Below are 26,399 nucleotides of genomic sequence, written 5' to 3'. Positions count from 1 at the left end.
TTAGTGATGCAGCATTTCCTCAACGACCTGATCTTTGTACATCTCGTTAGGGTAATAGGTTGGCCAGTTATCCATCTCTTTCAGCAAAGCTTCATGAGACGTGTTACCCATAAAAATGTGGAAATGGGCAGACTGTTTTGGACCGATGGTGTGATCGCTAAACTGGACAAATTTGGGTGCGTGGGACGTCGCGTCTTTACACTCAAACAAATAGCGCACGCCCTTCTTCCCTGATTCATAGGTCAGAATTTTATAGCCGCTGTAGTCATAGCGGCAGCTTTCCACCGTTTTACCGGTATGGAACTCCATCACGTTATTTTCGATACCAATCGTCTCGACGTCAGTGGCATAACCTTTGCGGTAATAGGCTTTCACCTCGTCGAAGGATTTGCTTTTATCCGTTGCGGCTTTCTTCTTAAAGACCGGATCCAACGCGCCGTCGATTAAGAAAGGATAAACCGATTGCCAGACGCCGTCCCAGTCGGACAGTTTTCTGTCCTTAACGTCTTTATCTTCAAACACACCGTTCGCTGCTTTTTGCTCAGCCTCGGTCATTTGATGGCCGTGTGAATGAGCAAACAGCTGGCCGCTGACCAGCAGCGCCCCCAGAGTCATTGCAAATTGTCCAATATGTGCAGCCAAGGTAACATCCTCACTCCGTTATATGAGAATGAAGATGTTATAGTATAACATTTCAAATCGCAACGAGTCCGCGAACCCCTTCTTGCTCCATGTGCTCGCCACGTCCGCGCTGAATAATGCTCCCGCGCGACATCAACAGATAGTTATCCGCCAGCTCAGCCGCAAAATCATAAAATTGCTCCACCAGCAAAATGGCCATGTCGCCACGGTTTGCCAGGTGACGTATCACCACGCCGATCTCTTTGATCACCGAAGGCTGAATACCTTCCGTCGGCTCGTCCAGAATCAACAGCTGCGGTCGACTCGCCAGCGCACGCCCTATCGCCAGCTGTTGCTGCTGCCCGCCAGAAAGATCGCCTCCACGACGGTGCTTCATCTCTTTGAGTACCGGAAACAGCTGCCAGATATCGTCCGGCACGTTTTTGGCCTCCCTGGCCGGAAAGCGCGACAGACCCAGCAGCAGGTTTTCTTCCACGGTTAAACGCGGAAAAATCTCGCGTCCTTGTGGCACATAGGCCACACCCGATTGCACACGATGATGCGGCTTTGCATGAGTGATCTTTTTCCCTTGCCAGACGATTTCTCCGCTACGCGCGGGAATTAATCCCATCAAACATTTCAGCAGGGTCGTTTTGCCCACCCCGTTACGCCCAAGCAAACAGGTCACTTCGCCACCCGGTGCGTCAAAACTCACACCACGCAGAATATGGCTCCCGCCGTAATACTGATTCAGTTCGTTAACCTGTAGCATCTGCGCTCCTTAGCGTCCGAGATAGACTTCGATAACCTGCTCATTGGCCTGCACTTCACGTAGCGATCCTTCAGCCAGAACGCGCCCCTGATGCAGCACGGTGACATGGTCAGCGATACTTTCCACAAAGCCCATATCATGCTCGACCACCATCAGCGAGTGTTTACCCGCCAGAGTGCGAAAAAGCTCCGCTGAGTATTCTGTTTCTGCGTCCGTCATTCCTGCGGCGGGTTCATCAAGCAGCAGCAGATGCGGGTCCTGCACCAGCAGCATGCCAATCTCCAGAAACTGCTTTTGCCCGTGCGACAGCAAACCGGCAAAACGATCCTGCTCGCCGCTCAGGCGCAGCAGCGTCAGCATTTCATTAATACGATCGTTTTGGTCTGACGTCAGACGCGCGCGCAAGCTGGCCCATACGGATTTGTCGCCTTTCATCGCAAGCTCAAGGTTTTCCCATACGGTTAATGCTTCAAAGACGGTGGGTTTCTGGAACTTACGCCCAATACCCTGGCGGGCAATCGCCGCAGGATCCAGTCCGGTCAGATCGATGGACTGATCGTAAATGGCCCTTCCACTTTGGGGGCGGGTTTTACCGGTGATCACGTCCATCAGCGTCGTTTTCCCGGCACCGTTAGGACCGATAACACAGCGTAATTCGCCCACGCCGATGTTCAGTGAGAGATCGGTTAACGCCTGAAAACCATCGAAATTGACGTTTATCGCCTCAAGCTGGAGCACCGGGTCGGTTTGTTCGCGAAAGCGATCTCCGGGAAGCTGACGGGTAAACAATCCTTCTGCTGGCTGCATTATTTCTCCCCTTTACGGAACAGGCCGTAGACGCCGCGCGGTAAAAAGAGCGTGACGGCAATAAATATCATCCCTAAAAACAGCTGCCAGTATTCCGGCATCGCCACGGTAAAATAGCTTTTGGCCCCGTTCACCAACGCCGCACCGATAACCGGACCGACTAAGGTCCCGCGTCCACCCAACGCCACCCAGATTGCGGCTTCGATCGAGTTCGTCGGCGACATTTCGCCGGGGTTAATAATCCCAACCTGTGGGACATACAACGCTCCCGCCAGCCCGCACAGCACCGCTGAAAGCGTCCAGACCAGCAGCTTGAAGCCGCGCGGATCGTACCCGCAGAAGGTTAAGCGGTTTTCCGCGTCTCGCACGGCAGTCAAAATACGGCCAAACTTACTTCTGGCAAGCCAGAACCCGACGGCTAACGACGAGACCAGCAGTGCTACGGTTGCCAGAAATAGCGCAATGCGTGTACCGGTGGACGTCACTGAAAAGCCGAGCAGCGTGGTAAAACCGGTAAAACCATTATTGCCGCCAAACCCGGTCTCGTTACGAAAGAACAGCAGCATCCCGGCATAGGTCAGCGCCTGGGTCATGATCGAAAAGTAGACGCCTTTTATCTTCGAGCGAAACGCAAACCACCCGAAGACCAGCGCCAGCAGGCCCGGGATCATGACAATCAACACCAACGCCCAGGCAAAATGCTGCGTCCCCCACCAGAACCAGGGCAGTTCTTGCCAGGAAAGAAACGACATAAACGCCGGTAAGTTCTCTCCTGAAGCCTGACGCATCAGGTACATCCCCATTGCGTATCCGCCGAGCGCAAAGAAAATCCCGTGCCCCAGTGACAGCATCCCCGCATACCCCCAGACCAAATCCAGCGCCACCGCGACGATGGCATAGCACAGGATCTTGCCGACAAGCGTCAACATCCAGGTGGAGAGTGCTAAGGGATGGCTGGCAGGTAAGAGTGCCAGAAACGGGAGTACCAGCAGGATTGCCAGTATTAAGCTGCCCAGAATTTGGGTTGTACGCGGCGCTCGGCGCGCCATCGTTAAGGTCAGTGGCTGGCTCATCAGTCTGTCACCCTCCCTTTAAGCGCAAATAACCCCTGTGGACGTTTCTGAATAAACAGAATAATCGCCACCAAAATCACAATTTTGCCCAATACCGCGCCCATCTGCGGTTCAAGTATTTTATTGAAAATCCCAAGGCCAAATGCCGCTGCCACGCTGCCCGCAAGCTGTCCGACACCGCCCAGCACCACCACGAGGAAGGAGTCAATAATATAACCTTGCCCCAGCTCTGGCCCGACGTTACCCAGTTGCGACAGTGCCACACCGCCTAATCCGGCAATACCCGACCCTAAACCAAATGCCAGCATATCGACACGCCCGGTGGGTACGCCGCAGCAGGCTGCCATGCTGCGATTTTGCGTCACCGCCCGCACGTTAAGCCCCAGACGGGTTTTGTTGAGTATCAGCCAGGTAAAGAACAGCACCAGCAGCACAAAAACCAGCACCGCAATACGGTTCCACGGCAGGATAAGATTGGCGAACACCTGAACGCCTCCGGACAACCACGCCGGGTTAGCTACCTCAAGGTTTTGCGCCCCGAACGTCATGCGCACCAGCTGAATAATCATCAGGCTGATACCCCAGGTCGCCAATAGCGTTTCCAGCGGTCGGCCATACAGATGGCGGATCACGGTACGTTCCAGCACCATGCCCACGCCTGCCGTGACGAAAAACGCTACCGGCAGCGCGATAATCGGATAGAGCGCCAGCCACTGGGGCATAAACTGCGCCATCACCTGCTGGACCATCCAGGTGCAATAGGCCCCGAGCATCAGCATTTCGCCGTGTGCCATGTTAATCACACCCAGCAATCCGTAGGTGATCGCCAGACCAAGCGCCGCCAGTAGCAGTACCGATCCTAACGACAGCCCCATGAAAGCCTGTCCCAGCAGATCGCCGATCAGTAATCGATGTTGGATCGTGCTCAGGCTGTCCAGGGCCGCCGCGCGTACCCGCGCATCGGGTTCGGATTGTGCCTGGGTATAGGGCATCAGCCGAGCCTGCGTTTCAGGGTCTGAGGAGTGGCCTAATAATTCGACGGCCTGTAGACGAACCTCTGGCTGCGGGCTGGCAAGTAACAGGTTCGCCAGCGCGGCTTCCAGTAACGGGCGTACGCTGTCGTCTTTCTCCGCAACAAGGCGTTGTTGTAGCAGACTCAGCATTTCAGGGGTGGCGTCACGCTGAAGTAACGTTGCCGCCGCACGCCTTTCGGTGACACTGTCACTCATAAGCTGATGCGTCGCCAGTGCGGTAGAAGAGAGAACCCGCAGGCGGTTCGTCAATCGAACGGCTTTCGGCTCGCCCTGCGCCTGAACGTTTTCGCCAAGGGCTACCATGGTGTCATTAAGACGGGTAAACGCGTGTTTTTGCGTATCGACGAACAGGTTTTCCTTTTGCAGCGCTTTCAGCAGCGGTAAACGTTCTGGTTTGGGGCTAACGGCCCATTGCTCCAACAGCGACGCCTGCTGGCTACGACTTGCTGCGACAAAGGCATCTGCATCCGACGCCTGCGTCATCCCTGGCAGCAGACCGGCAAGCCATACCATTGCGACAATGATTCGCATCATATTCATGGCTTTTCTCCGTGACGACAAAGTCTTAGTTACCGGCGGTTTTCATCGGTTCTTCAGATTTCTTATCGTTACCCGCAATGAATGGGCTCCAGGGTTGAGCACGCACCGGCTTATCGGTTTGCCATACCACGTTGAACTGGCCGTCACCTTCGATTTCACCAATCATCACCGGTTTATGCAGATGGTGATTGGTGGCATCCATGGTCAACGTAAAGCCCGACGGCGCTTTGAAGGTTTGTCCTGCCATCGCTGCACGAACTTTGTCTACGTCGGTTGTCCCGGCTTTTTCTACCGCCTGCGCCCACATGTGAATGCCGACATAGGTGGCTTCCATCGGATCGTTGGTCACGACACTGTCTGCGTTAGGCAACTTATGCGCTTTCGCGTAGGCTTTATAGGCCGCAACAAAGGTTTCGTTAGTCGGATTATCAACCGATTCAAAGTAGTTCCACGCCGCGAGGTTACCCACCAGCGGTTTAGTATCAATACCGCGCAGCTCTTCTTCGCCCACTGAGAATGCCACGACCGGAACATCCGTCGCCTTCACGCCCTGGTTTGCCAGTTCTTTATAGAACGGTACGTTAGAATCGCCGTTGATGGTCGAGACCACCGCCGTTTTGCCCCCTGCTGAGAACTTCTTAATATTGGCGACAATGGTCTGATAATCGCTGTGGCCGAACGGGGTATAGACTTCTTCGATATCTTTATCCTGCACGCCCTTCGAGTGCAGGAAGGCACGCAGAATTTTGTTGGTCGTGCGCGGATACACGTAATCGGTACCCAGCAGGAAGAAGCGCTTCGCGCTGCCTCCGTCTTCGCCCATCAGGTATTCCACTGCCGGGATCGCCTGCTGGTTTGGCGCGGCACCGGTGTAAAAGACATTCGGCGACATCTCTTCGCCTTCATATTGCACCGGATAGAACAGCAGACCATTCAGCTCTTCAAATACCGGGAGTACCGATTTACGCGAAACGGACGTCCAGCAGCCAAAGACGACCGCCACTTTATCCTGACTCAATAGTTGGCGGGCTTTCTCGGCAAACAGCGGCCAGTTGGAGGCGGGATCGACGACCACGGGTTCAAGTTTCTTCCCCAGTACGCCGCCTTTTGCATTGATCTCATCAATCGTCATCAACGCCACATCCTTCAATGGCGTTTCAGAAATAGCCATCGTGCCGGAGAGCGAATGCATAATGCCAATTTTGATCGTATCGGCGGCCTGCACGCCAAAACTCATTCCCATAGCCACTACGGAAGCAGACAGTGCAAAGGCCTTAATTAAGGTACGACGGTGCATATTTTCACTCCTGAAAAGAAAGCTGTGCGAAGACGTCCGGTACGGCAAGGACGCAAAAAAACGTGCCAGTTTCACAAGAGCAAAAAGAGTGCCAGATTGCAGAATGGTGATAATTCAGGGGGCGAATTGAGGACTTACGAGGGAAACGACTCAAGATGGCACAGCGCTGCATTATTTGAGTGCAACGCTGTGCGCGATTTGTTACCAGACTTCTTCAGCGATTTTTGTTACCAGACGCACTTTGTCCCACTGCTGGGTTTCGCTCAGGCTATTCCCCTCCTCGGTAGAGGCAAAGCCGCACTGCGGGCTCAGGCAGATTTGGTCTTTGGCGACATACTGGGCGGCTTCTTGCAGGCGAGCTTTCACGCCCTCGGGATTTTCCAGCTCACCATTTTTGGTGGTGATCAACCCCAGAACGACCTGCTGCTTGCCCGGACGCACAAAGCGAAGCGGCGCAAAATCACCGCTGCGATCGTTATCGTATTCCAGGAAGAATGCATCGACATTGACCGTCCCGAACAGGACTTCTGCAACCGGCTCATAGCCACCTTCAGAGATCCAGGTGGAGCGGAAATTACCACGACAGACATGCAGACCGATGGTCAGATCGTCTGGCTTACCCTCCAGCGCTTTATTCAGCACGCGGGCATAAATACGCGCCAGCTCATCGGCATCGTCCCCGCGCTCGCTGATTTGGCGGCGTTGGTCATCGGAGCATAAATAAGCCCAGACCGTGTCATCCAGTTGCAGATAACGGCAACCCGCTTCGTAGAAAGCATGGATTGCATCACGCCAGGTCGTGGCCAGATCGTCAAAGTAGGCATCTAGCCTTGGATAAACGGTCGCATCGATATCTTTGCGCCCGCCACGGAAATGCAGCACGCTTGGGCTTGGAATGGTCATCTTCGGCTGTGCATCGCCACTGATGCTTTTCAGATAACGAAAATCTTCCAGCATCGGGTGGTCACCAAATCCCAGTTTGCCCGTCACGCGCACGCCGTGGGCTTTGGTTTGCACGCCATTGAACTGGATACCCTGGTTCGAGTCATAGCGCTCAACACCCTGCAAACCATCAAAGAAATCGAAATGCCACCAGGCGCGGCGAAACTCGCCGTCGGTTACAACATGCAGCCCACACGCACACTGCTGCTCAACCACATGGCGAATAGCCTCGTTTTCGACTGCCCGCAGTTGCCCGGCGTCAATTTCACCGCTGGCGAATTTGAGTCGCGCCTGTTTGATAGCATCAGGACGTAAAAAGCTACCTACCACATCGGCACGGTACGGGGCGTGTTGTCGTTGCATGACTCTCTCCTTATCTGTTGGCAGATAATTGCCAACAGTGATAATTCATTTGTTGAACAGTCAGACTTCTGGATGTCTATATGTCCAAAATATGTCATATCCACCGTATGGCGACAAACGAGAAAAATTCACAGGTGTTGAAATTTATTCATCTTGCCCGCTTAAAAGCGTAAACACGCTATTTCAATGCGGGTTTACCCGTAACCAGGCAAATTTCAGGCAAAAAAAACCGCCATATTATGGCGGTAAATGCTTGCATGGATAGATTTGTATTTTGGTATCTACGTTCGCGACATCAAATGTCACGATGCGGATCGCAATAAACCTAACATCTGCAATATCAACAAACGTTAAACGAACCGCTTACCGTTTGTCTTGTGTTCTCAGGACTGGCTTACCGTTGCGGTGGTGTTAACTTGCAAATATCGCATTAGACCCTGTTCGGCACTTTGTTTTGCGTTATCGTTAACCGCTTCAAGATAGAATGAGCGCGAAACCGCGTAGGGTGCTTTATCTGCAGGCGCGACGGTAAATTCAAAGCTCTTGCCCTTCTCCGCATTGAGGCACTGAAGCCCCCAGCGAGCATCATTGATCTTTGTACTCGTACAGGAAATGCGGCCGTAGTCACTGGTCAAATAAGATCCTACGCGCGTTTCAGCGGCCTGGAGATATTCGGGTTTATCATTGTAAGAGGCGTAACTCACACAAGCTGTCGCTGCTGCTGCGATTCCCAGAATCGCAATGGGTAATACTTTTTTCATTTACTCGACCAGGTCCATAGCCAAAAAAGACATTATATCGGAATTTTCTGTAATACCTAGACAAACCCCCTTACCAAATTTGGCAGTAATGGCTCCAGACACGCCAAATAACGTGTCCGGTTAAGGACTTGATAAAACGCTCTTTGTTACAGCTTTATATTTTCTCGCGAAAATTTAGGAAAAAACTTAGGTCACATTTCATTTCACACAGCAGAAACTGACAAACTCTTTGCGCTATTTTTAATATTTGAATAATAACCCTACGCAATTACCAGCATCATTGCTGCAAATGAATCCTGCGAGTGAATCTGATGGTAAAGAAAGGGTTGTCAGTCATCCTGCTGATCTGCGCGATGTTTTCAGGTCAGTTGATGGCAGGACATAAAGGGCATGAATTTTTGTGGGTCAAGAACGTCGACCATCAGCTTCGTCATGAAGCCGACAGCGACGAAATAAGATGTGTTGCAGAGGATTCAGCAGATGGTTTGCGCGAGCACCATTACTGGCAAAAATCGCGCAAACCCGAGACGCATTTTCTTTAGTTAAGCGCCCTTACGTTTCGGTAAGGTCTTCATCAACTCTTCCGGACTCACCGATGCCACGACGCTACCCGGCTGTGGCATTTTAAAGATATGGTTTTTCATCTTGCCGATGACATGCATTTCGCACGGTCGGCAGTCAAATTTCAGCGTCAGCACTTCATCACCATTCACCAGTTGCATCGGCGTGGCTTTCCAGCTTTTGATGCTGCCTTTAGCCTGTTTCGGGCACAGGTTGAAGGCGAAGCGCAGACAGTGCTTGGTGATCATCACCGGCACATCGCCCTTCTCTTCATGCGCTTCATACGCGGCGTCAATCAATTGCACGCCATAACGATGATAGAACTCACGCGCTTTGTGGTTGTAGACGTTTGCCAGGAACGACAGATGTGAATCCGGGTAAACCGGTGCAGGGACGGAAACCGGCTTGCGACTGCCGCGCGGGTAGTTTGTCAAACGCGCCTCATCAAGCATCTCGGCGGTTTCACGGCGGAACTGGTTCAGCAGGCTATTCGGTACAAACAGCGCATCGGGCAGGTTAACCTGAATATCGCGCGCGTAGTAAATCGTCTGCCCGAGTTTTGCGACACCGTCCTTCAGATTATTCAGGGCTTTTTCTGCGTGGTTGGCCACTTCAAACTGCCCGTCCAGCGTGTGAGTCACGCTCACACCCTCTTCACTGGTCATCGTCAGAATCAGTTGTTCTTCCCAACCGCCCAGCTCGATATCGACCGCAATACGACGCTCACTGGATGTTTTCAGCAACGCCTGCTGCCAGTTATGGTCGAGGTTACGGTTAAGCGCTGCGTTCGGGCGAGCTTTGTACAGATCGGCCGGCATTTCGTTCGGCCAGATGCGATAACGGTTCTCCGCGATTTTCTCGACGGTGTTGGCACGAAATCCTACCACTTCGCGTTTGATCATCACGTTCAGGCCATCGCCGTTAGCCAGCGTTTCGGTCACGTTGACATCCAGGTGGTCTTTATACACCTTGAGCACTTCGCCCACCGGCAACCCGATAAATTTCGGTGAATCAAACGCGCCAATATCCTCTTTACGCGCATTCACGAAATAATCCGTGCTGCCGCGGTGAAAGGTTTTGTCCGTCGACGGGATAAAGAAGTGCTCAGTCCGCCCCGCAGAAGCGCGAGCCAGATTGCCGCGATCGTCAATAATCGCATCCAGCATCTGACGGTAGTGCGCCGTGATATTTTTCACATAGCTCATGTCTTTGTAGCGCCCTTCAATTTTGAAGGAGCGTACGCCCGCGTCGATAAGCGCCGCCAGGTTTGCAGTCTGGTCGTTATCTTTCATCGACAGCAGGTGTTTTTCAAATGCCACTACGCGCCCCTGATCGTCCTTAAGGGTATACGGCAGACGGCAGGCCTGGGAGCAGTCGCCGCGGTTGGCGCTGCGCCCGGTTTGCGCGTGGGAAATATTACATTGCCCGGAATAGGCCACGCACAGCGCGCCGTGAATAAAGAACTCAATATTCGCGTCGGTGGACTGGTGAATATCACGGATCTGGTTCAGGTTCAGCTCGCGCGCCAGCACGATTTGGGTGAAGCCCACATCAGAAAGAAACTTCGCTTTCTCGACGGTACGGATATCGCACTGGGTACTGGCATGCAGTTCAATAGGGGGGATATCCAGCTCCAGAACCCCCATATCCTGCACAATGAGCGCATCCACACCCGTCTGATAAAGATCGGTAATTAAGCGCTGCGCAGGTTCCAGTTCATCATCATGAAGGATCGTGTTAAGGGTCACGAACACCTTCGCGCTAAAACGGTGAGCGAAAGGCACCAGCTCGGCGATATCGCGTAGGCTGTTGCTGGCATTGTGGCGAGCACCAAAACCAGGGCCACCGATGTAGACCGCATCCGCGCCGTGAAGAATCGCTTCACGAGCAATGGAGGCATCGCGGGCCGGGCTTAACAGTTCAAGATGATGGGATTGCAGGCGCATACGTCGTCGTTATCCGTTAGGGTCAAAATGGCGGCTATTGTAGTCAGAAGTCTACGGCAACGGAACCGTTTTGCGTACCTTTAGCCGGGATAATGTATGAGTGAATGAAAGTGTACCGGTTGGCCGCTGCTGTTGCGGTAAGCGTGACTTTTATCACCCGCGAAACGAACGCCTGAATCGGCCAAAATAGTGCGCCAGACGCCCTCTATACACATCTCCAGCTCACCGCTAATCACGACCACATGTTCAATCACGCCCGCTTCGTGCGGCGTCGATTCACTGAGCGCCCCCGGGGCCAGGGTAATCGAGAAATGATCGAATTTGAGCGTGTCATCCCACGGGAATAAGGGTTTCACAACCATAGACTGCTGTTGCGGATCGAAGATAGCCTGCGCTTGCTCCTCCGGCGTGATGAACGCCGAGAAAGGCACGTTCAGCCCGGTGGCAATTTTCCACAGCGTGGAGACCGTCGGGCTGGACTCATTGCGCTCGATTTGCCCCAGCATCGCCTTTGACACGCCCGTCTCTTCTGCCAGCTTCGACAAACTCCAGCCTCGCGCCTGACGATGCGTTTTCAGTGTTGATGCAAGATGTTGAGTGATATTCATTGATTCTCCCATGGCGTGAAGTGTACCACTTGTACGCTATAGCGCACAGTGCTACATTGCCGCGAGCGTTATAACGCACAACGGAGAAAATATGCGCATTTCAACTCAACTTTTTCCTGCGGTACTCGCCGGATTTGTGGCCGTGCTGGTGGGTTACGCCAGCTCAGCGGCCTTGATATGGCAGGCAGCCGCAGCCGCAGGAGCCAATGCGCAACAAATTGCAGGCTGGATGACCGCGCTCGGTATCGGTATGGGGGTGAGTACGCTTGCGTTGTCAGTCTGGTATAAAGCCCCTATTTTAACCGCATGGTCAACGCCCGGCGCGGCCTTGCTCGCCACCAGCTTGCAGGGCATTTCGCTGGCAGAAACCGTGGGTGTTTTTATTTTTGCTAACGCACTGATACTGCTCTGCGGCCTGACCGGTCTGTTCGCCCGTCTCATGAAAATCATCCCCCATACGCTGGCGGCAGCGATGCTGGCAGGCGTGCTGTTACGCTTTGGATTGCAGGCTTTCAGTAATCTTGAGGGGCATTTTCTGCTGTGCGGAAGCATGCTGCTGGCGTGGCTTATCACTAAAGCCTTCGCGCCGCGCTATGCCATTGTCGTTACGCTAGTAGTTGGCGGTATTGCCGCCTGGGCTGGAGGTGACGTTGTCACCGAAAATCTTCATGTTGCCGTAGTGATGCCGCAGTGGATCATGCCAACATTTAGCTTCACCACGCTTATCAGCGTCGGTCTCCCCTTCTTCCTGGTCACCATGGCATCGCAAAACGCGCCGGGATTTGCCACCATGAAGGCCTCGGGTTATCCGATTGCCGTTTCACCGTTAATGATTTTTACCGGAGCCCTGGCCCTGCTATTTTCTCCGTTTGGGGTGTACTCCATTTGCATTGCCGCCATTACCGCTGCTATTTGTCAAAGTCCGGATGCGCACCCAAACGCCGATAAAAGGTGGATTGCCGCTGCCGCAGCGGGCGTGTTTTATCTGCTCGCCGGGGTTTTTGGCGGTTCGATTACCGCGCTGATGGCATCGCTCCCCTTAAGCTGGATCCAAACGCTCGCCGGACTGGCATTACTTGGGACGATCGGAGGAAGTTTGTTTCAGGCGCTACATCATGAAACTGAGCGGGATGCCGCAGTGGTTACGTTTCTGGTCACCGCCAGCGGCGTGACGCTTGCGGGCGTGGGTTCCGCATTCTGGGGGCTTATTGCAGGCGGCATATGCTACGCCATGTTCTCACGCTTTCGCCGTGCGTAGCTGCGAGGGGGTAACACCGGTCGAGGATTTAAACCTGTTGCTGAAGTGACTGGCCGAGCTAAATCCACAGGCCAGCGCGATATCCGTCAAAGGCTCACGACCAAACTGAACCAGTGCTTTCGCCTTTTCCATGCGCTGCTGCATGACGTACTGATGCGGAGCCATATTCATCGACTGGCGGAACATGCGGGCGAAATGGTATTCGCTCAGTGAGGCTTGACCCGCCAGGTCACAAAGCGTTAACGGCTGCGACAGATTGGCGTCGATATACGCCAGAATGTTGCGCAGCACAAACGGCGATAAACCGCCCGTCACGACCGGTAACTTCCACTGTACGTTGGAATAATTCTGGACAAGATGCGTCAGAAGCAGCGTGCTGGCGGTACTTAGCGTCAGTTGATTGGCCGACTGCTGCCAGTCGCAGCCCAGCAAAAACTGGCGGTAAAGCATGGCAATTTTCGCATCGCTGGCGAAGGTTTTTTCGTCCAGGACGATGGAGGCCGGGCTTTTGTCCCAAATCTTTTCACCGATCTCGCGTAAATGTTCATCGGTGCAGTACAGATGCACAAAGGACAAATCGTCACGAATATCCCAAGTCGACTCACTTTCTTGCGGCATCAGGCAAAAACGATCCGGCCCGCCGCCATTCTTCCAGCCGTTTGACGTTTTATGGTAGCTCTCATAGCCGTCCGCCACATACAGACTCAGGGTATGGTGATTACTTTTGACCGTCACCGTGTCGTGCTTGTTGAACCACGCCGCCAGCTGAATGCCTGAATTAAGCGCGACCGTTTCCCGCAGCACGGCATTTTGTTGGCGGAGTTTTTCAAAGGTGTCGTAAGCGCGAGACATAACCGTTAAGGGATAATTAATCAGATCGTTAGTCTATGAAGAGTTGCATGCCGATACCAGCGCTGGTGAAACAAAAAAGCGCAAGATTATGCAAGTCGAGAGCAAAACGATGAAAGCGCCGCGCGCCACGTCAGGCCACACTCCTCTTCTTTGAGGTGGAATAACGAGAACAAAATGAACGCACTGTTATACGGGCTGGTGGTGGTAATTTGGGGAACGACCTGGATTGCTATTTTCCTTCAACAGGGTTCCGTTGCGGCACCCGTATCGATCTTCTGGCGTTTTGCCGTCGCCAGCGCCACCATTATGCTGGTGCTACTGGCGCTAAAACGCCTACGCAAACTGGCACTTCGCGATCATCTATTTTGTGTGGTCCAGGGCTGCTGCGTTTTTTGCTTTAACTTCTGGTGTTTTTACACTGCGGCATCCTGGATCAATACCGGCCTGGAGTCGGTGATTTTCTCGATGGCCGTGCTGTATAACGCCATTAATAGCTTCATGTTCTTCGGCCAGCGCCCGCCAACTCGCTTTTGGACAGCCGCAGGGCTGGGTCTGCTGGGTATCATCACTCTCTTCTGGGACGATCTGCTTAACAGCGGCTGGCGTCCTGAATTGTTATGGGGTATTGGCCTATCGGCGCTGGGGACTTACGGGTTTTCGCTGGGGAACATGATTAGCCTGCGCCATCAGCGTAACGGGCTTGAAACCATGACCACCAACGCCTGGGCGATGCTGTACGGCACGCTGGTGATGGGTGCCATCGCGGTGATTCGCGGCGATAACTTTATGCCTGAATGGACGGTAAGCTACATTGGCGCACTGCTCTATCTGGCGCTGTTTGGGTCTGTCATTGCCTTTGGTGCTTACTTCACCCTGGTGGGACGCATCGGCGCAGGTAAAGCGGCTTACAGCACGTTACTGTTCCCGATCGTGGCGTTATCCATTTCGACGGTTTACGAAGGTTACGTCTGGCATATGAACGCCGTGATGGGGTTACTGCTTATTCTGACGGGGAATATGGTGATGTTTGCAAAACCCGAAACCTGGTTTAAACGGCTGCGCACGGCATAAGAACGTCAAGAGCCCGGCCTGCATAATGCAGGCCGGGTGAGGATTATTTCTGCGTTTTATTCACATCAAACATGGTGGCATCTGTCGCCATGTCATCAACCACTTTCTTCAGCGTCGCCACGGTCATTGGCGAGCTTTCATTGTTAAGTTCGGAACCTTCACCTTTACGCACGACTTTGATAACAGGTTTACCCGTTGCAGCGTCGATCAACTCCCCTTCGAAATAGAGATGGGTATCCATGGTACGGTGGCCTGATGCCATCTGCGTCCCGGCGATGACCAGCGCGACAGGAACGACTTCATAGAACTGCAAACCTTCTTTTTTGGAGCTGACGCCAGTCACTGCGCCACGGAAGATCAAACTACGTGGCCCTGGGGTCGCCACAATCGGTTTTTTCTGCCCAATAGCGGCTTTCATTTTGGTGTTGGTATAAGCCAGCAGGTCATCAAGCAGCTTTTGACCAATCTGGGTGGTTGGTTTTGGTACCGGATAATAGGTAATTGGGTTGTAGACAATGCTGTCGTATTTTGCCGGGTCATATGACGGGTCAACCCAACGTAACGTCGGTTTACCCGTCGCTGAGGTGGTCTCCTGCAAGCCTGAATAATCTTTCAAAAAACCCGAGAATTGATCGGGCTGCGCCACTTTGGACGCACAGCCTGCTAAAGCCAGCAAGCCAGAGAGCACTGCAACTTTAAAAAAAGCTTGAGTACGCATGATGGTATTCCATGTTATTTGCAGATATGCACTTGAAGTTATAGCAAAAGATTTGGGGGGCTGTTGTGACAAAAAATGAGGTAGCGAGCACAAATTGCAAAAAGACTGCCCGACAGCGGGCCGGACAGTCTTTTATGGTTATTTAATATCCACTTGCCAGAATAAATGTTTACCAAACGGGTCAATTTCGTAACCAGTAACTTCTTTACGCACTGGCTCAAAAATAGTGGAGTGAGCAATCATCACCGCCGGCATTTGATCGTGCATCATTTGCTGCGCCTGTTTGTATAGCGCCGCACGTTTTTCATGATCGGTTATCGATTTCGCCTCGGCGATAAGATTATCAAAAGGCTTATAGCACCATTTTGCCGAATTCGAGCCACCGTTGGCCGACGTACAGGTAAACAGCGGGCCAAAGAAATTATCAGGATCGCCCGTTGCGGTGGTCCAGCCCATCAGAGCAGCCTGGTGTTCACCGCCCTTCACCCGCTTCAGATATTCGCCCCATTCATAGGTGACTATTTTCGTCTGTACGCCGATTTTTGCCCAATCGGCCTGAATCATCTCGGCCATTCTTTTCGCATTCGGGTTATACGGACGCTGCACCGGCATGGCCCATAGATCCACGGTTACGCCGTTGGCAAATCCCGCCTCTTTTAATAACGCCCTGGCTTTTTCAGGATCGTATTCATAGTCTTTCAGCTCGCTGTCCGCACTCCACACGCCGGGAGGCAGCAGATTTTTGGCAGCGGTTCCTGTGCCATGGAACACCGCATCAATAATGGCCGGTTTGTTGATCGCCATGGCCAGCGCCTGACGAACTTTGACGTTATCCAGCGGCGGCTTTTGCGTATTAAAGGCCAGGAAACCGGTGTTCAGCCCTGCTTTACTCATCAGGTTAATATCTTTATTCGCCTTCATGCGCGGCAGTTCAGCCGGGTTTGGGAACGGCATCACCTGACACTCATTTTTCTCGACTTTGGCGTAGCGCACAGAGGCATCTGGCGTAATGCTGAACACCAGACGATCGAGCTTAGACTTGCCCTGCCAGTATTCCGGGAACGCGGTGAACAGGATCCTCGAATCCTTTTGATACTGCGTCAGCGTAAAGGGTCCTGTGCCGATCGGGTTCATATCCACTTTTTCAGGCGTGCCTGCTTTTAGCATGGCATCGGCATATTCAGCGGACAGAATGGAGGCGAAATACCACGCCAGATCGGCGACAAACGGCGCTTCAGGATGCGCCAGCGTGAAGCGCACCGTATGGTCGTCTACTTTATCGATAGCGGTAATCAGGCTGCCAAACTCCAGGCTTTCGAAGTTGGAATAGCTGCCGTTTGACACGTTGTGATACGGATGATTGACATCCTTCTGGCGCATGAACGAGAAGACCACATCGTCAGCGTTAAAATCGCGCGTCGGTTTGTAGAACTTATTGCTCTGGAACTTAACGCCTTTTCGTAGGTGGAAGGTGTAAACCTTACCGTCTTCGCTGACGTCCCAGCTTTCCGCCAGGCTTGGCACCAGCTCGGTCGTTCCAGGTTTGAAATCGACCAGACGGTTATAAACGGGCACGGCGCTGGCATCCACGCTGGTGCCAGAGGTATACAACTGAGGATTGAAATTCTCCGGCGAACCTTCGGAACAATACACCAGCGTTTTGGCCGCCACGGCGGAACTGACCGTCAGTGCGGCAAACGCCAGGGCTAAAGTGGTAAGTTTGCTATTCATCGCGTTTTCCTGTCTTTTTAATTCGACGGCTAATTAATTCTTTTGCCAATCCATAAATAACATTAAAGTGACATTGCAAACACCTGATAATACAAATAAAGAAGGAATCACTATGGCTTCAACACTCTCCAGTCAATTAACCCAACGCTTTTTTCGCTATCTTGCAATAACCAGCCAGAGCGATCCAAAGGTCAAAACGCTGCCCTCCACGCCGGGTCAACATGAGATGGCCAAAGAGTTAGCTAACGAGCTGAAATCACTGGGTTTAAGCGACATAGTGATCGACGAATTTGCCACCGTCACCGCCGTTAAAAAAGGGAATGTGCCTGACGCTCCACGTATTGGTTTTATTACCCATATTGATACGGTGGACGTGGGATTATCACCGGATATTCATCCGCAAATACTCACCTTTACCGGAGAAGATCTCTGTCTGAATAAAGAGAAAGCGATCTGGTTACGCATTAATGAGCACCCTGAAATTCTGGCTTACCCCAACGAAGAGATTATTTTTAGCGACGGAACCAGCGTATTAGGCGCAGATAATAAATCCGCCGTCACCGTGGTGATGACGGTGCTGGAAAACTTAACGGCAGAACATCAGCATGGCGATATTGTGGTCGCGTTTGTGCCAGACGAAGAGATTGGCCTAAACGGCGCGAAAGCGCTGGATCTCAAACGTTTCGACGTTGATTTTGCCTGGACTATCGACTGCTGTGAACTGGGTGAGATTGTCTATGAGAACTTCAATGCTGCCGCAGCAGAAATCCGCTTTACCGGCGTGACCGCCCATCCGATGTCGGCAAAAGGCGTGCTGGTGAATCCGCTGCTGATGGCGGTTGATTTTATGAGCCACTTCGATCGCCAGCAAACGCCTGAGTGTACCGAAGGGCGTGAGGGCTATATCTGGTTTAACGGTATTCAGGCGGGACAAAACGACGCCGTGCTAAAAGCCAACATTCGTGATTTCGACAAAGCGAATTTTGCCGCCCGTAAACAGCAGATTGCCGATGTCGCCAGCAAAATCGCCGCCCAGCATCCAACAGCAAAAGTCGAGCACCACATTGAGGATACCTACAGCAATATCAGCAACGCTATTGGCGAAGATCGCCGCGCAATTGACCTGATGTTTGAGGCGATGGAGTCACTCGGCATCACGCCCAAACCGACGCCAATGCGCGGGGGAACAGACGGTGCAGCGTTATCGGCAAAAGGTCTGCTGACCCCGAATTTCTTCACCGGCGCTCATAACTTCCATTCGAAGTTTGAGTTTTTACCGCTGTCGTCATTCGAGGCCTCCTACAACACCGCACTGCAAATTTGCCTGCTGGCCGCCCGTTAAGCGGGTTTGCGCGCCAGCATCGTGGCGAAGCGCAGTTTGATGCGATTACCGTTGGCGTCGGTGCGGTGTAACTCGCCGACGTCCTCGTTGTATTTCAGCAGTTCCCAACCGTCATAATAGCGGCTCAGTTCGCCGCTTTTAAACGCGAACGGGAAGCCAACGGTACACGGAAAATCGTCGGTATCCATTGCCGCCACAATCAGGTTGTAACCGCCAGGCCTGGTGCAACGCTGCATATTAGCGATCAGACCCGGAATCGTTTTTGCTTCCAGGAACATCATCACCACGGTGGAGAGAATAAAATCGTACTCCCCTTCAAAGCTCAGACTGTTCAAATCTTTAATATCGGCTTTTAAATTATCAATTCCTTCAGCCGCCTTGATACGTTCGATATTCTCGATACCCGCCGGGTTTTTATCCCACGCCGTCACGTCAAAGCCGTTGGCCGCGAGATACAGGCTGTTGCGACCGTTGCCGCAGCCCAGATCCAGCGTGTTGCCTGCTTTTACGATCCCGGCGCTGTAAACCACGTCAGAATGCGTTTGCGTCAGGCCATATTTCCCGGTGAAGTAATTTTCATCAAAGACAGTCATTCTTTTTCCTCAGTGTGCATAAGCGTGGCTTTATCTGAACGAACTAATAATTTTCCCTGCATCAGCAAAATAAACGTACGCGCCAGCAGGAGCGCGATGATGCCGTTAGTCAAAATGAACAACGGGAGCGCAATAGCATGAAAGAAGCCGGATGGACTGCTTTGCCCAAGATGTAGCCCCGTCGTCGCCAGGGCGGAAACACCGAACGAGAAGCTCCAGAAAGACGCATTAAAGGGTTGTGAGAGATACCATGGCATCAGGCGCAGCATAAACAACAGTTGCAAAAGACCGTAGCCAAACAGCATTTTGGCAAAGGTATCCGCCTCCCCTCCGTTGACGCTAAACCAGGCGCTACAGGCGACCAGTGCGGGTGCAAGCTGAATCCCCAATGAGGTCCGTAACGCAGGAGCAAGCTCTCCGGCACTGCGCAAACGCTGAAGAATAACCGGCTCAAGGCTAAGCCATGAAAAGACGCCTGCGCCCAGAAACACCAGTCCGGCATCATGAAAGCCGAGCGCACCGCAGGCCATCGCACTGATAAAATTATTGGCAACCGTAGGAAGATACAAACCTGGCGTGGTAGCGGCTTCTGGATGTTTCCCCCGCCACAGCCCTGCGCTTTGCCAGGCGGCATATCCTAATTGAACCACCACGCCTACCGTGAATAACCCCAGCGAGACGGGCCTAAACCAGGGCACAAAACCAATTGCTACCAGCAGCGTGGTGGCCGGGAAAAGGCTCACAAAACTGCTCATCACCGGGTGGCGCATTTCTGCTAACACGCTGCGAGGAAAACGCACGGCGCGCGCGACCGTTGCAGTGCTTAACAAAAACCATATCAATACCGCCAGCGCGACCAACGTCTCACCAGGCCAATGGGGGACCGGCCAAATGACGCTGGCATATCGCCAGGCGAAACCCATACCAATGGTGCCGAGCACCATACCAAAGTAGCCAAAGGGTAGGTTAAGAACTTGTTGGGAATTGTTGCTTTTATGCATTGATTTTAAATTATAAATAATATTTGAAATGCTAGTTTAAGGGGTTTCGAGAACGGTTGCCAGTACTTCGAAAGTCGTAAAGTTTGCTACGGTTAGTGAAGACGCCCCTCAGGAATAGTGTGATGAAAAAATACCGGCTCAGCGATGAAACCCGTATCTGGCATTGGCAAAATGGCGAGACCAAAACCGCCGTCACGCTGCGACAAATTATCGCCACCCGCGACTTCAACGATATCAGCGCCGGAACCAAAGGCGGATGGATCGACGACGAAAACGCGCTCGCCCACGACGGTCATTGTTGGATCTACGATGAAAATAGCGTGGTTTATGCAGGCGCGCGCGTTCGCGATAACGCGCGTATCACTCAACCCTGCGTCATCGGACATGCCGCCTGCATCGGTGATAACAGCTGGGTCGATGCGTCACAGGTTAGTCATGGTGCAAAGCTTGGCGGTCACGTTACAGTGCAGCGCTCTGATGTGCGCGGGGTGTGCCATCTTTACGGCAATGCGCGCATTCTGCACGAGAGCCAAATCGTCGCTGCCACCGGCCTCACGCCGGATCACGAGCAGATCCTGAAGATCTTCGATAACGCCACCGTCAGCCAGTCTCGCATCGTGCATCAGGCGCAGATATACGGTGATGCCATTGTGAATAATGCGTTTGTTGAACATCGAGCCGAGATATTCGATAACGCGTTGATCGAAGGTAATGAACTGAACAACGTCTGGATTTGCGACTGCGCAAAAGTCTACGGTAATGCCAGGCTGATTGCGGGCCGAGAAGAAGACGCCATTCCAACCCTACGCTACAGCTCACAGGTGGCGGAAAACGCGGTGGTGGAAGGTAACTGCGTCATTAAACATCATGTCCTGATTGGCGGCCAGGCGTGGCTGCGCGGGGGGCCCATCATGATTGACGATAAAGTCGTCATTCAGGGACGCGCCCGAATCAGCGGCGATGTGCTGATCGAACACCGGGTAGAGATCACCGACGATGCGGTCATTGAAGCGTTCGCCGGAGAAAACATTCATCTGCGCGGTGAAAAGGTGATAAACGGGCAGCAGCGTATTACCCGCACGCCACTGCTGGGGGCCATTTAAAACCTCTCCCCGTGCGGGGAGAGGAAGTTGCCATCAACGCATAATGCGATCGTCAACGTATTGACGTTTATCCGGCGCAGGCGGGAAATACTGATACAGCCAGGTTTCGCTGATGGCATCGCCCTGACAGCGCAGGAACATCCGCATATCCACCGGATCGGTGGAATCATCCGTCGGATACCAGTCAAACAAAATGCGGTATCCATCGAACGGTTCAACGTAGAGGATTTCGACCTGCCGCGCTTCGCCGTTGGAGAGCGTAATCACCGGTTCAATACCTTTTGGTGCCGCGGCTTTGAGATCACCGCCCACGAAGTCGACGGCGAAGCGACGCGCCCAGGTTTTTGGGTAATTTTCGCCCGGTGCCCAGCCTTCCGGGAAACCACCCATGCCCGTGCGGGTGGCGTAAACGTTAGCCAGCGGAGAACGAACCGGCGGCTGCGCGCTCCAGTACAGGCGATATTTGAAGTCCAGCTCATCACCCGCTTTCACCGCTTTTTCCGGCTGCCAGAAGCAAACGACGTTATCCAGCGTTTCACCCGTCGTCGGGATCTCCATCAGGCCCACGCTGCCCTTGCCCCACTGGTTACGCGGTTCAACCCACAGACTTGGACGCTTGTTATACCAGCCCATGATGTCCTGGTAGTGCGAGAAATCGCGATCGAGTTGCAGCAGGCCAAATCCTTTCGGGTTTTTGTCCTGATAAGCATTGAACTGGAGCTTTTGCGGGTTATTCAGCGGACGACAAATCCATTCCCCGTTGCCCCGCCACATCGCCAGACGATCGGAGTCGTGGATTTGTGGGTGAATCGTGTCACACATGCGGCGCTCATTATTGCCACAGCTGAACATGCTGGTCATCGGGGAGATGCCGAGCTGTTTGATGTCCTTACGCGCGTACAGGTGGTTGTCCACCTCCATGATCACCTGGCTCTTCTCACAATGGATCACGAATTTGTAGGCACCAGTGATACTTGGGCTGTCGAGCAGCGTATAGACGGTAAAGGTGGTATCGCCTGGTTTAACCGTTTCGAACCAGAACGAGGTGAAATCGGGGAACTCTTCCGGCGTATCGGTAAAGGTATCAACAGCCAGGCCACGCGCGGAAAGACCGTATTGATAGGTATCATCTACCGCACGGAAATAGCTTGCTCCCAGGAAAGAGACGATATCACGGCGCGCCAGTTCAGGCGCTTTGAACGCACGGAAACCGGCAAAACCTAAATCGCTTTGCCCCTGCAACTGTTTGGTATCCACGCCGGTATCATTGTAGGTAAACAGTTCCGGGCGAAAATGGATTTCGCGCGCCTGAGAGGTGCCGGAATCCAGAGAGAACATGCGCACGCGGCGACGGAATCCCATCCCCATGTGGAAGAATTGTACGTCTAGCTGACGGTTTTCGATGTTGTTCCACAGCGACTGCTTGGCGTCATACTGAATGGCGTTGTAGGCCTGCGGCGTCATGGTTGCCAGCGTTTCTGGCAATGGACGCGGCGCACCGCCCCACGGGGTTTGCGCCAGATCGTGAGCCATGGATTGCAGTACAGAGAAGTCAAAACGACGGCTCAGGCCGTCGGCAATGTCCGAGTCAGCGGCAAACGCCGCACGGGAAAAGAGCGATGACAGTCCGGCTGTGCCGCTCAGCGCTGCCATTGCCAGCGAGCCTTGTAAAAAATGTCTGCGATTCATGCCTGAGAAAACGTCCTTATGGTCGTGTGAATGAGTTTCGCGTACGGCGAAACGACGGCAGGAAAGAACGCACAGACTAAACAAAAATGGTTAAGAATCCAATTGTTGAGCGGTGATTATATGAGCAAAGTGAGAAATATTTTCTGTCGAGGGGAATGACCCGAATTACGGGTAAAGTTACGTATAACTCACTATAAAAAAGCCCCCGATGGACATCGTCATCAGGGGCTAATAAGGCGCAATATTGTTATTTTACGCTGACATCGATACCTGGAAAGTACTTCTGAGCCAGCTTATCGATCGTTCCGTCAGCGCGGACTTTCTCAATGGCGGTATCAAGCTGTTTTTTAGTGGCCTCGTCACCTTTGCGCAGCCCAAAGCCGATCCCACTGCCGAGGATCGTGTCGTCAGACACGGGCTTGCCGATAAAGCCAAACCCTTTCCCCTGCGGTTTACTGAGGAAACCTGCCTGTCCAGCCGCCGACATCACCAGCGAGGCGTCAATACGGCCATTCAGCAAGTCTGCCCATGCCATGTTCTGATCTTTATAAGACACCACGGTGACACCGTGTTTTTCCCAGTGCTCTTTAGCATAGGTTTCCTGAATGGAGCCCTGCAAGACGCCGATAGATTTACCTTTTAAACCTTCCGGTGTCGCTTCGACACCGCTACCCGCCTTTCCCACCAGCTGCGAAGGAATGCGATAAATAGGTTGGGTAAAGTCGATACTCTGGCGACGCTGGTCAGTAATGTTCATTGCCGAGTTAATCGCATCGAATTTTTTCGCCATCAGCCCTGGGATAAGCGCATCGAATGAGGTTTCGACCCAGCTGCACTTCAGCGCAGCGGCTTGACAAATCGCCTTGCCCAGCTCGATATCAAACCCTTCCAGCTCACCAGACGCGTTGCGGCTTTCAAAGGGTGGATATTCGGCTTCAAGTCCATAACGAAGCTCGGTAGCCGCAAATGAAGAAAATGAACACAGCATTCCCAGGCCGACAACTAACGCGTTAAATTTCATAGCAAAACTCCTTAGCGTGCTTTAATCCGACACAGGGCTTGCGCGCCTGCCCGTAATGTTGCCTCATCTTTAGCGAAAGAGAGACGGATCAATTTGTTATCCGTACCGTCGGCATAAAACGCCGACAGCGGAATAGTGGCAACACCGCATTCTGTTATCAGCCGTTTGACCATTTCACCGTCGCTTTCATCGCTAAAGTGACTGTAATCGGCCAGCAGGAAGAACGACCCTGCGCTGGGTAATAACGTAAACGGTGATTCGGCCAGCAAATTTTGCAGCAGATCGCGCTTGCGTTGATAAAACGCAGCCAGCGTAAGCCAGGTTTGCGGATCGGCCATATGCTCAGCAAACGCGTACTGCATAGGAGTATCGGCAGAAAACATCAAAAACTGATGTACTTTGCAAATCTCATCCATCAGTTCGGCTGGTGCAACACAATACCCTACGCGCCAGCCGGTGACATGATAGGTTTTTCCGAATGACGACACGATCACGCTGCGCTCCGCCAGCTGCGGATGTGTGGCCATTCCATGGTGCGGCTTGCCGTCGAAAACGACATGTTCGTACACTTCGTCAGACAAAATAATGATATCGGTATGCCGCGTAATCGCCGCCAGCTGTTGCAGATCGTCTGCCGAGAAGACCTGCCCGCTCGGGTTGTGTGGCGTGTTAATGATGATCATCCGGGTGCGCGTCGATATCGCCGCGCGGACCTCATCCCAGTTAACAGCAAAATCCGGCACCGTCAGTTTAATCGCCACCGGGGTTGCGCCCTGCAACCGCACGATGGGCGCGTAGCTATCGAACGATGGCTCGAAATAGATAACTTCATCGCCGGGATGTACGAGGCCGCTAATGGCAGAATATAACCCTTCACTGGCGCTGGCGGTTATCAGCACTTCGCTGTCCACGTCATAGCGCGTTCCGTATAGCGAAGCGATTTTATCTGCAATGCGCGCCTTCAGCGGCTGCAAACCGGTCATCGCCGCATACTGATTATGGTCGGCTTCCATGGCACGCGTTACGCCCGCGATGAGCTTAGGATCGCAGGAAAAGTTAGGCGCTCCCTGAGAAAGATTGATGGCGTTATGTTGGGCAGAAAGCTGGCCAATCACCGTAAAAATAGTCGTGCCGACATCAGGCAGTTTCGAGCGAGTGTGCACCGGAGTACGCAGAGTCATCATCAATCCTTTCAGGTGGATATTGCATAACTATTCAACAAGAAGGGGTGATGAACGACAACCGAATTGTTGTCATGGGAGCTATGAGTAAAATGCATGGGCCATGAGGCGTGACTGTTCGTCAGTCACGTATTGTGAAATACAAATACGCCTCATGAATAAATTAATTATCAATTATTCATCAAGCCAATCAAGATTTCATTTAATTAATAATGAATCAATTCTTAACATTTAAAATATTTATAATATTTGCCGAAACGATCGAAAGAATATTAGGATTCATTCGACTCATGATATGTGCAAAAGTTCATTCCAAAGCATAATAAAAACCTTTTTAAGGATCGAAAAATGAAAAGAAAAGTCTTGGCAATCGTCATCCCCGCGCTGTTGGCAGCAGGCACCGCTCATGCAGCAGAAATTTATAATAAAGACGGCAACAAATTAGATCTCTACGGCAAAGTAGACGGTCTGCACTACTTCTCTGATGATTCGTCAAAAGATGGCGATCAGTCCTATGTCCGTCTTGGCTTCAAAGGCGAAACCCAGATTAACGATCAACTGACCGGTTACGGCCAGTGGGAATACAACGTTCAGGCCAACAATACCGAAGGCTCCGAAAACCAGTCCTGGACCCGTCTGGCCTTCGCCGGCCTGAAATTTGGTGACTACGGTTCATTCGATTACGGTCGTAACTACGGCGTACTGTACGACGTGGAAGGCTGGACCGATATGCTGCCAGAGTTCGGTGGCGATTCCTATTCACAATCAGACGTTTACATGACCAGCCGTGCAAACGGCGTGGCAACGTACCGTAATAACAACTTCTACGGCCTGGTAGACGGTTTGAGCTTTGCTCTTCAGTATCAGGGCAATAACGAAGATGCTGGCAACGGTAACGAAGGCACCAACAATGGTCGCGACGTGCGTCATGAAAATGGCGACGGCTTTGGTATTTCGACCACCTATGACTTTGGCATGGGCTTTAGTGCAGGCGCAGCTTATGCCTCCTCTGACCGTACCAATGCACAGCAAAATTCCACCAGCGCCTATATGGCTGACGGCGATAAAGCCGACGCCTGGACCGCTGGCCTGAAATACGACGCCAATAATATCTATCTGGCAACCATGTATTCAGAAACCCGTAATATGACTACCTACGGTAGCACGTCTAACAGCGATGTTGGCGGCGTAGCGAATAAAACGCAGAACGTTGAAGTCACTGCCCAGTATCAGTTCGATTTCGGTCTGCGCCCTGCGGTTTCTTATCTGCAATCAAAAGGCAAAGATTTAACCTATAACGCCGCGAATGCCGATAAAGACCTGGTGAAATATGTTGACGTAGGCGCGACCTATTACTTCAACAAAAATATGTCCACCTATGTGGATTATAAAATCAACCTGCTGGACGGCGACGATCAGTTCTATAAAGACGCGGGCATCTCTACCGATGACATCGTCGCTTTAGGCCTGGTGTACCAGTTCTAAGAACCTGCATGACACTAACCCGCCGCCTG

General features: G+C 52.5%; 24 protein-coding genes. 6 read left to right on the top strand and 18 right to left on the bottom strand.

Features of this window, described 5'->3' with window-relative positions; translation table 11 throughout:
• The 8 genes from zinT to AC6EMZ_RS20430 all read right to left on the bottom strand — a co-directional run bounded on the left by zinT (nucleotide 1) and on the right by AC6EMZ_RS20430 (nucleotide 8,210).
• Nucleotides 1-642 (bottom strand): metal-binding protein ZinT, encoded by a 642-nt coding sequence (gene zinT, locus AC6EMZ_RS20465; protein ID WP_498404640.1) that lies wholly within the window; start codon nucleotides 640-642, stop codon nucleotides 1-3.
• A 52-nt stretch (nucleotides 643-694) separates the two neighbouring features.
• Entirely contained in the window at nucleotides 695-1,393 is a 699-nt protein-coding gene (gene urtE / locus AC6EMZ_RS20460; protein WP_498404638.1) for an urea ABC transporter ATP-binding subunit UrtE, read from the bottom strand.
• Nucleotides 1,394-1,402: 9 nt separating this feature from the next.
• Nucleotides 1,403-2,200, bottom strand: a complete 798-nt coding sequence (urtD, locus tag AC6EMZ_RS20455; protein ID WP_498404637.1) for an urea ABC transporter ATP-binding protein UrtD — start codon at nucleotides 2,198-2,200, stop codon at nucleotides 1,403-1,405.
• Nucleotides 2,200-3,273: an urea ABC transporter permease subunit UrtC gene (gene urtC / locus AC6EMZ_RS20450; RefSeq protein WP_498404636.1), complete on the bottom strand. Its 1,074-nt coding sequence runs from the start codon at nucleotides 3,271-3,273 to the stop codon at nucleotides 2,200-2,202. The genes urtD and urtC overlap by 1 nt, the downstream gene beginning before the upstream one ends.
• Nucleotides 3,273-4,847, bottom strand: coding sequence for an urea ABC transporter permease subunit UrtB (urtB, locus tag AC6EMZ_RS20445; RefSeq protein WP_498404635.1), 1,575 nt, complete (start codon nucleotides 4,845-4,847; stop codon nucleotides 3,273-3,275). Before urtB ends, urtC begins: the two co-directional genes overlap by 1 nt.
• 25 nt (nucleotides 4,848-4,872) lie before the next feature.
• A complete protein-coding gene (gene urtA, locus AC6EMZ_RS20440; RefSeq protein WP_498404634.1) occupies nucleotides 4,873-6,144 on the bottom strand; it encodes an urea ABC transporter substrate-binding protein in 1,272 nt (423 codons plus the stop codon).
• A 201-nt stretch (nucleotides 6,145-6,345) separates the two neighbouring features.
• Entirely contained in the window at nucleotides 6,346-7,449 is a 1,104-nt protein-coding gene (locus tag AC6EMZ_RS20435; RefSeq protein ID WP_498404633.1) for a cobalamin-independent methionine synthase II family protein, read from the bottom strand.
• Nucleotides 7,450-7,832: 383 nt separating this feature from the next.
• Nucleotides 7,833-8,210, bottom strand: coding sequence for a hypothetical protein (locus tag AC6EMZ_RS20430; protein WP_498404632.1), 378 nt, complete (start codon nucleotides 8,208-8,210; stop codon nucleotides 7,833-7,835).
• Between the two features lie 311 nt (nucleotides 8,211-8,521).
• Between AC6EMZ_RS20430 and AC6EMZ_RS20425 the strand changes: the two genes are divergently transcribed.
• On the top strand, nucleotides 8,522-8,752 hold the full coding sequence (locus AC6EMZ_RS20425) for a DUF2554 family protein (protein WP_498404659.1): 231 nt from the start codon (nucleotides 8,522-8,524) through the stop codon (nucleotides 8,750-8,752).
• Here the strand turns inward: AC6EMZ_RS20425 and AC6EMZ_RS20420 are convergent, their stop codons facing one another.
• Together AC6EMZ_RS20420 and AC6EMZ_RS20415 are read right to left on the bottom strand one after the other, a co-directional pair.
• On the bottom strand, nucleotides 8,753-10,717 hold the full coding sequence (locus AC6EMZ_RS20420) for a peptidase U32 family protein (RefSeq protein ID WP_498404631.1): 1,965 nt from the start codon (nucleotides 10,715-10,717) through the stop codon (nucleotides 8,753-8,755).
• Between the two features lie 80 nt (nucleotides 10,718-10,797).
• Entirely contained in the window at nucleotides 10,798-11,325 is a 528-nt protein-coding gene (locus AC6EMZ_RS20415; protein WP_498404630.1) for a helix-turn-helix domain-containing protein, read from the bottom strand.
• A 91-nt stretch (nucleotides 11,326-11,416) separates the two neighbouring features.
• Here AC6EMZ_RS20415 and AC6EMZ_RS20410 point away from each other — a divergent pair, with 91 nt between their 5' ends.
• Nucleotides 11,417-12,583 carry a benzoate/H(+) symporter BenE family transporter gene (locus AC6EMZ_RS20410; RefSeq protein ID WP_498404628.1) on the top strand — a complete coding sequence of 389 codons (1,167 nt, stop codon included), beginning with the start codon at nucleotides 11,417-11,419 and terminating at the stop codon, nucleotides 12,581-12,583.
• Here AC6EMZ_RS20410 and AC6EMZ_RS20405 read toward each other — a convergent pair.
• Nucleotides 12,563-13,435 carry a helix-turn-helix domain-containing protein gene (locus tag AC6EMZ_RS20405; protein WP_498404626.1) on the bottom strand — a complete coding sequence of 291 codons (873 nt, stop codon included), beginning with the start codon at nucleotides 13,433-13,435 and terminating at the stop codon, nucleotides 12,563-12,565. The two genes, AC6EMZ_RS20410 and AC6EMZ_RS20405, sit on opposite strands and share 21 nt — an antisense overlap.
• A gap of 174 nt (nucleotides 13,436-13,609) precedes the next feature.
• Between AC6EMZ_RS20405 and AC6EMZ_RS20400 the strand changes: the two genes are divergently transcribed.
• Nucleotides 13,610-14,506 carry a DMT family transporter gene (locus tag AC6EMZ_RS20400; RefSeq protein ID WP_498404625.1) on the top strand — a complete coding sequence of 299 codons (897 nt, stop codon included), beginning with the start codon at nucleotides 13,610-13,612 and terminating at the stop codon, nucleotides 14,504-14,506.
• Between the two features lie 43 nt (nucleotides 14,507-14,549).
• Here AC6EMZ_RS20400 and AC6EMZ_RS20395 read toward each other — a convergent pair whose 3' ends face one another.
• Together AC6EMZ_RS20395 and AC6EMZ_RS20390 are read right to left on the bottom strand one after the other, a co-directional pair.
• Nucleotides 14,550-15,224: a DUF3313 domain-containing protein gene (locus AC6EMZ_RS20395; RefSeq protein ID WP_498404623.1), complete on the bottom strand. Its 675-nt coding sequence runs from the start codon at nucleotides 15,222-15,224 to the stop codon at nucleotides 14,550-14,552.
• Between the two features lie 138 nt (nucleotides 15,225-15,362).
• Nucleotides 15,363-16,955 (bottom strand): ABC transporter substrate-binding protein, encoded by a 1,593-nt coding sequence (locus AC6EMZ_RS20390; protein WP_498404622.1) that lies wholly within the window; start codon nucleotides 16,953-16,955, stop codon nucleotides 15,363-15,365.
• A gap of 112 nt (nucleotides 16,956-17,067) precedes the next feature.
• Between AC6EMZ_RS20390 and pepT the strand changes: the two genes are divergently transcribed.
• On the top strand, nucleotides 17,068-18,297 hold the full coding sequence (gene pepT / locus AC6EMZ_RS20385; protein WP_498404621.1) for a peptidase T: 1,230 nt from the start codon (nucleotides 17,068-17,070) through the stop codon (nucleotides 18,295-18,297).
• On the opposite strand, the gene tehB is transcribed toward pepT, so the two are convergent.
• Nucleotides 18,294-18,890: a tellurite resistance methyltransferase TehB gene (gene tehB, locus AC6EMZ_RS20380; RefSeq protein ID WP_498404619.1), complete on the bottom strand. Its 597-nt coding sequence runs from the start codon at nucleotides 18,888-18,890 to the stop codon at nucleotides 18,294-18,296. The genes pepT and tehB overlap by 4 nt on opposite strands.
• Entirely contained in the window at nucleotides 18,887-19,891 is a 1,005-nt protein-coding gene (gene tehA / locus AC6EMZ_RS20375) for a dicarboxylate transporter/tellurite-resistance protein TehA (RefSeq protein ID WP_498404617.1), read from the bottom strand. The genes tehB and tehA overlap by 4 nt, the downstream gene beginning before the upstream one ends.
• A gap of 122 nt (nucleotides 19,892-20,013) precedes the next feature.
• Here tehA and ydcK point away from each other — a divergent pair, with 122 nt between their 5' ends.
• Nucleotides 20,014-20,994, top strand: a complete 981-nt coding sequence (gene ydcK, locus AC6EMZ_RS20370; RefSeq protein WP_498404616.1) for a YdcK family protein — start codon at nucleotides 20,014-20,016, stop codon at nucleotides 20,992-20,994.
• Between the two features lie 33 nt (nucleotides 20,995-21,027).
• Here the strand turns inward: ydcK and AC6EMZ_RS20365 are convergent, their stop codons facing one another.
• The 3 genes from AC6EMZ_RS20365 to AC6EMZ_RS20355 form a co-directional block, all read right to left on the bottom strand.
• On the bottom strand, nucleotides 21,028-22,683 hold the full coding sequence (locus tag AC6EMZ_RS20365; protein WP_498404615.1) for a glucan biosynthesis protein D: 1,656 nt from the start codon (nucleotides 22,681-22,683) through the stop codon (nucleotides 21,028-21,030).
• A 247-nt stretch (nucleotides 22,684-22,930) separates the two neighbouring features.
• On the bottom strand, nucleotides 22,931-23,704 hold the full coding sequence (locus AC6EMZ_RS20360) for an ABC transporter substrate-binding protein (protein WP_498404613.1): 774 nt from the start codon (nucleotides 23,702-23,704) through the stop codon (nucleotides 22,931-22,933).
• A gap of 11 nt (nucleotides 23,705-23,715) precedes the next feature.
• Nucleotides 23,716-24,885, bottom strand: a complete 1,170-nt coding sequence (locus AC6EMZ_RS20355) for a pyridoxal phosphate-dependent aminotransferase (RefSeq protein ID WP_498404658.1) — start codon at nucleotides 24,883-24,885, stop codon at nucleotides 23,716-23,718.
• A 348-nt stretch (nucleotides 24,886-25,233) separates the two neighbouring features.
• On the opposite strand from AC6EMZ_RS20355, the gene ompC reads away from it, so the two are divergent.
• Nucleotides 25,234-26,370, top strand: a complete 1,137-nt coding sequence (gene ompC, locus AC6EMZ_RS20350; RefSeq protein ID WP_498404611.1) for a porin OmpC — start codon at nucleotides 25,234-25,236, stop codon at nucleotides 26,368-26,370.
• The last annotated feature ends 29 nt before the right edge of the window (nucleotides 26,371-26,399 follow it).

The organism is Enterobacter sp. SCRI0065, from assembly GCF_059766475.1.
Note: the sequence above shows the minus strand (reverse complement) of the source record. Positions and strands in the feature narration are given on the sequence as shown.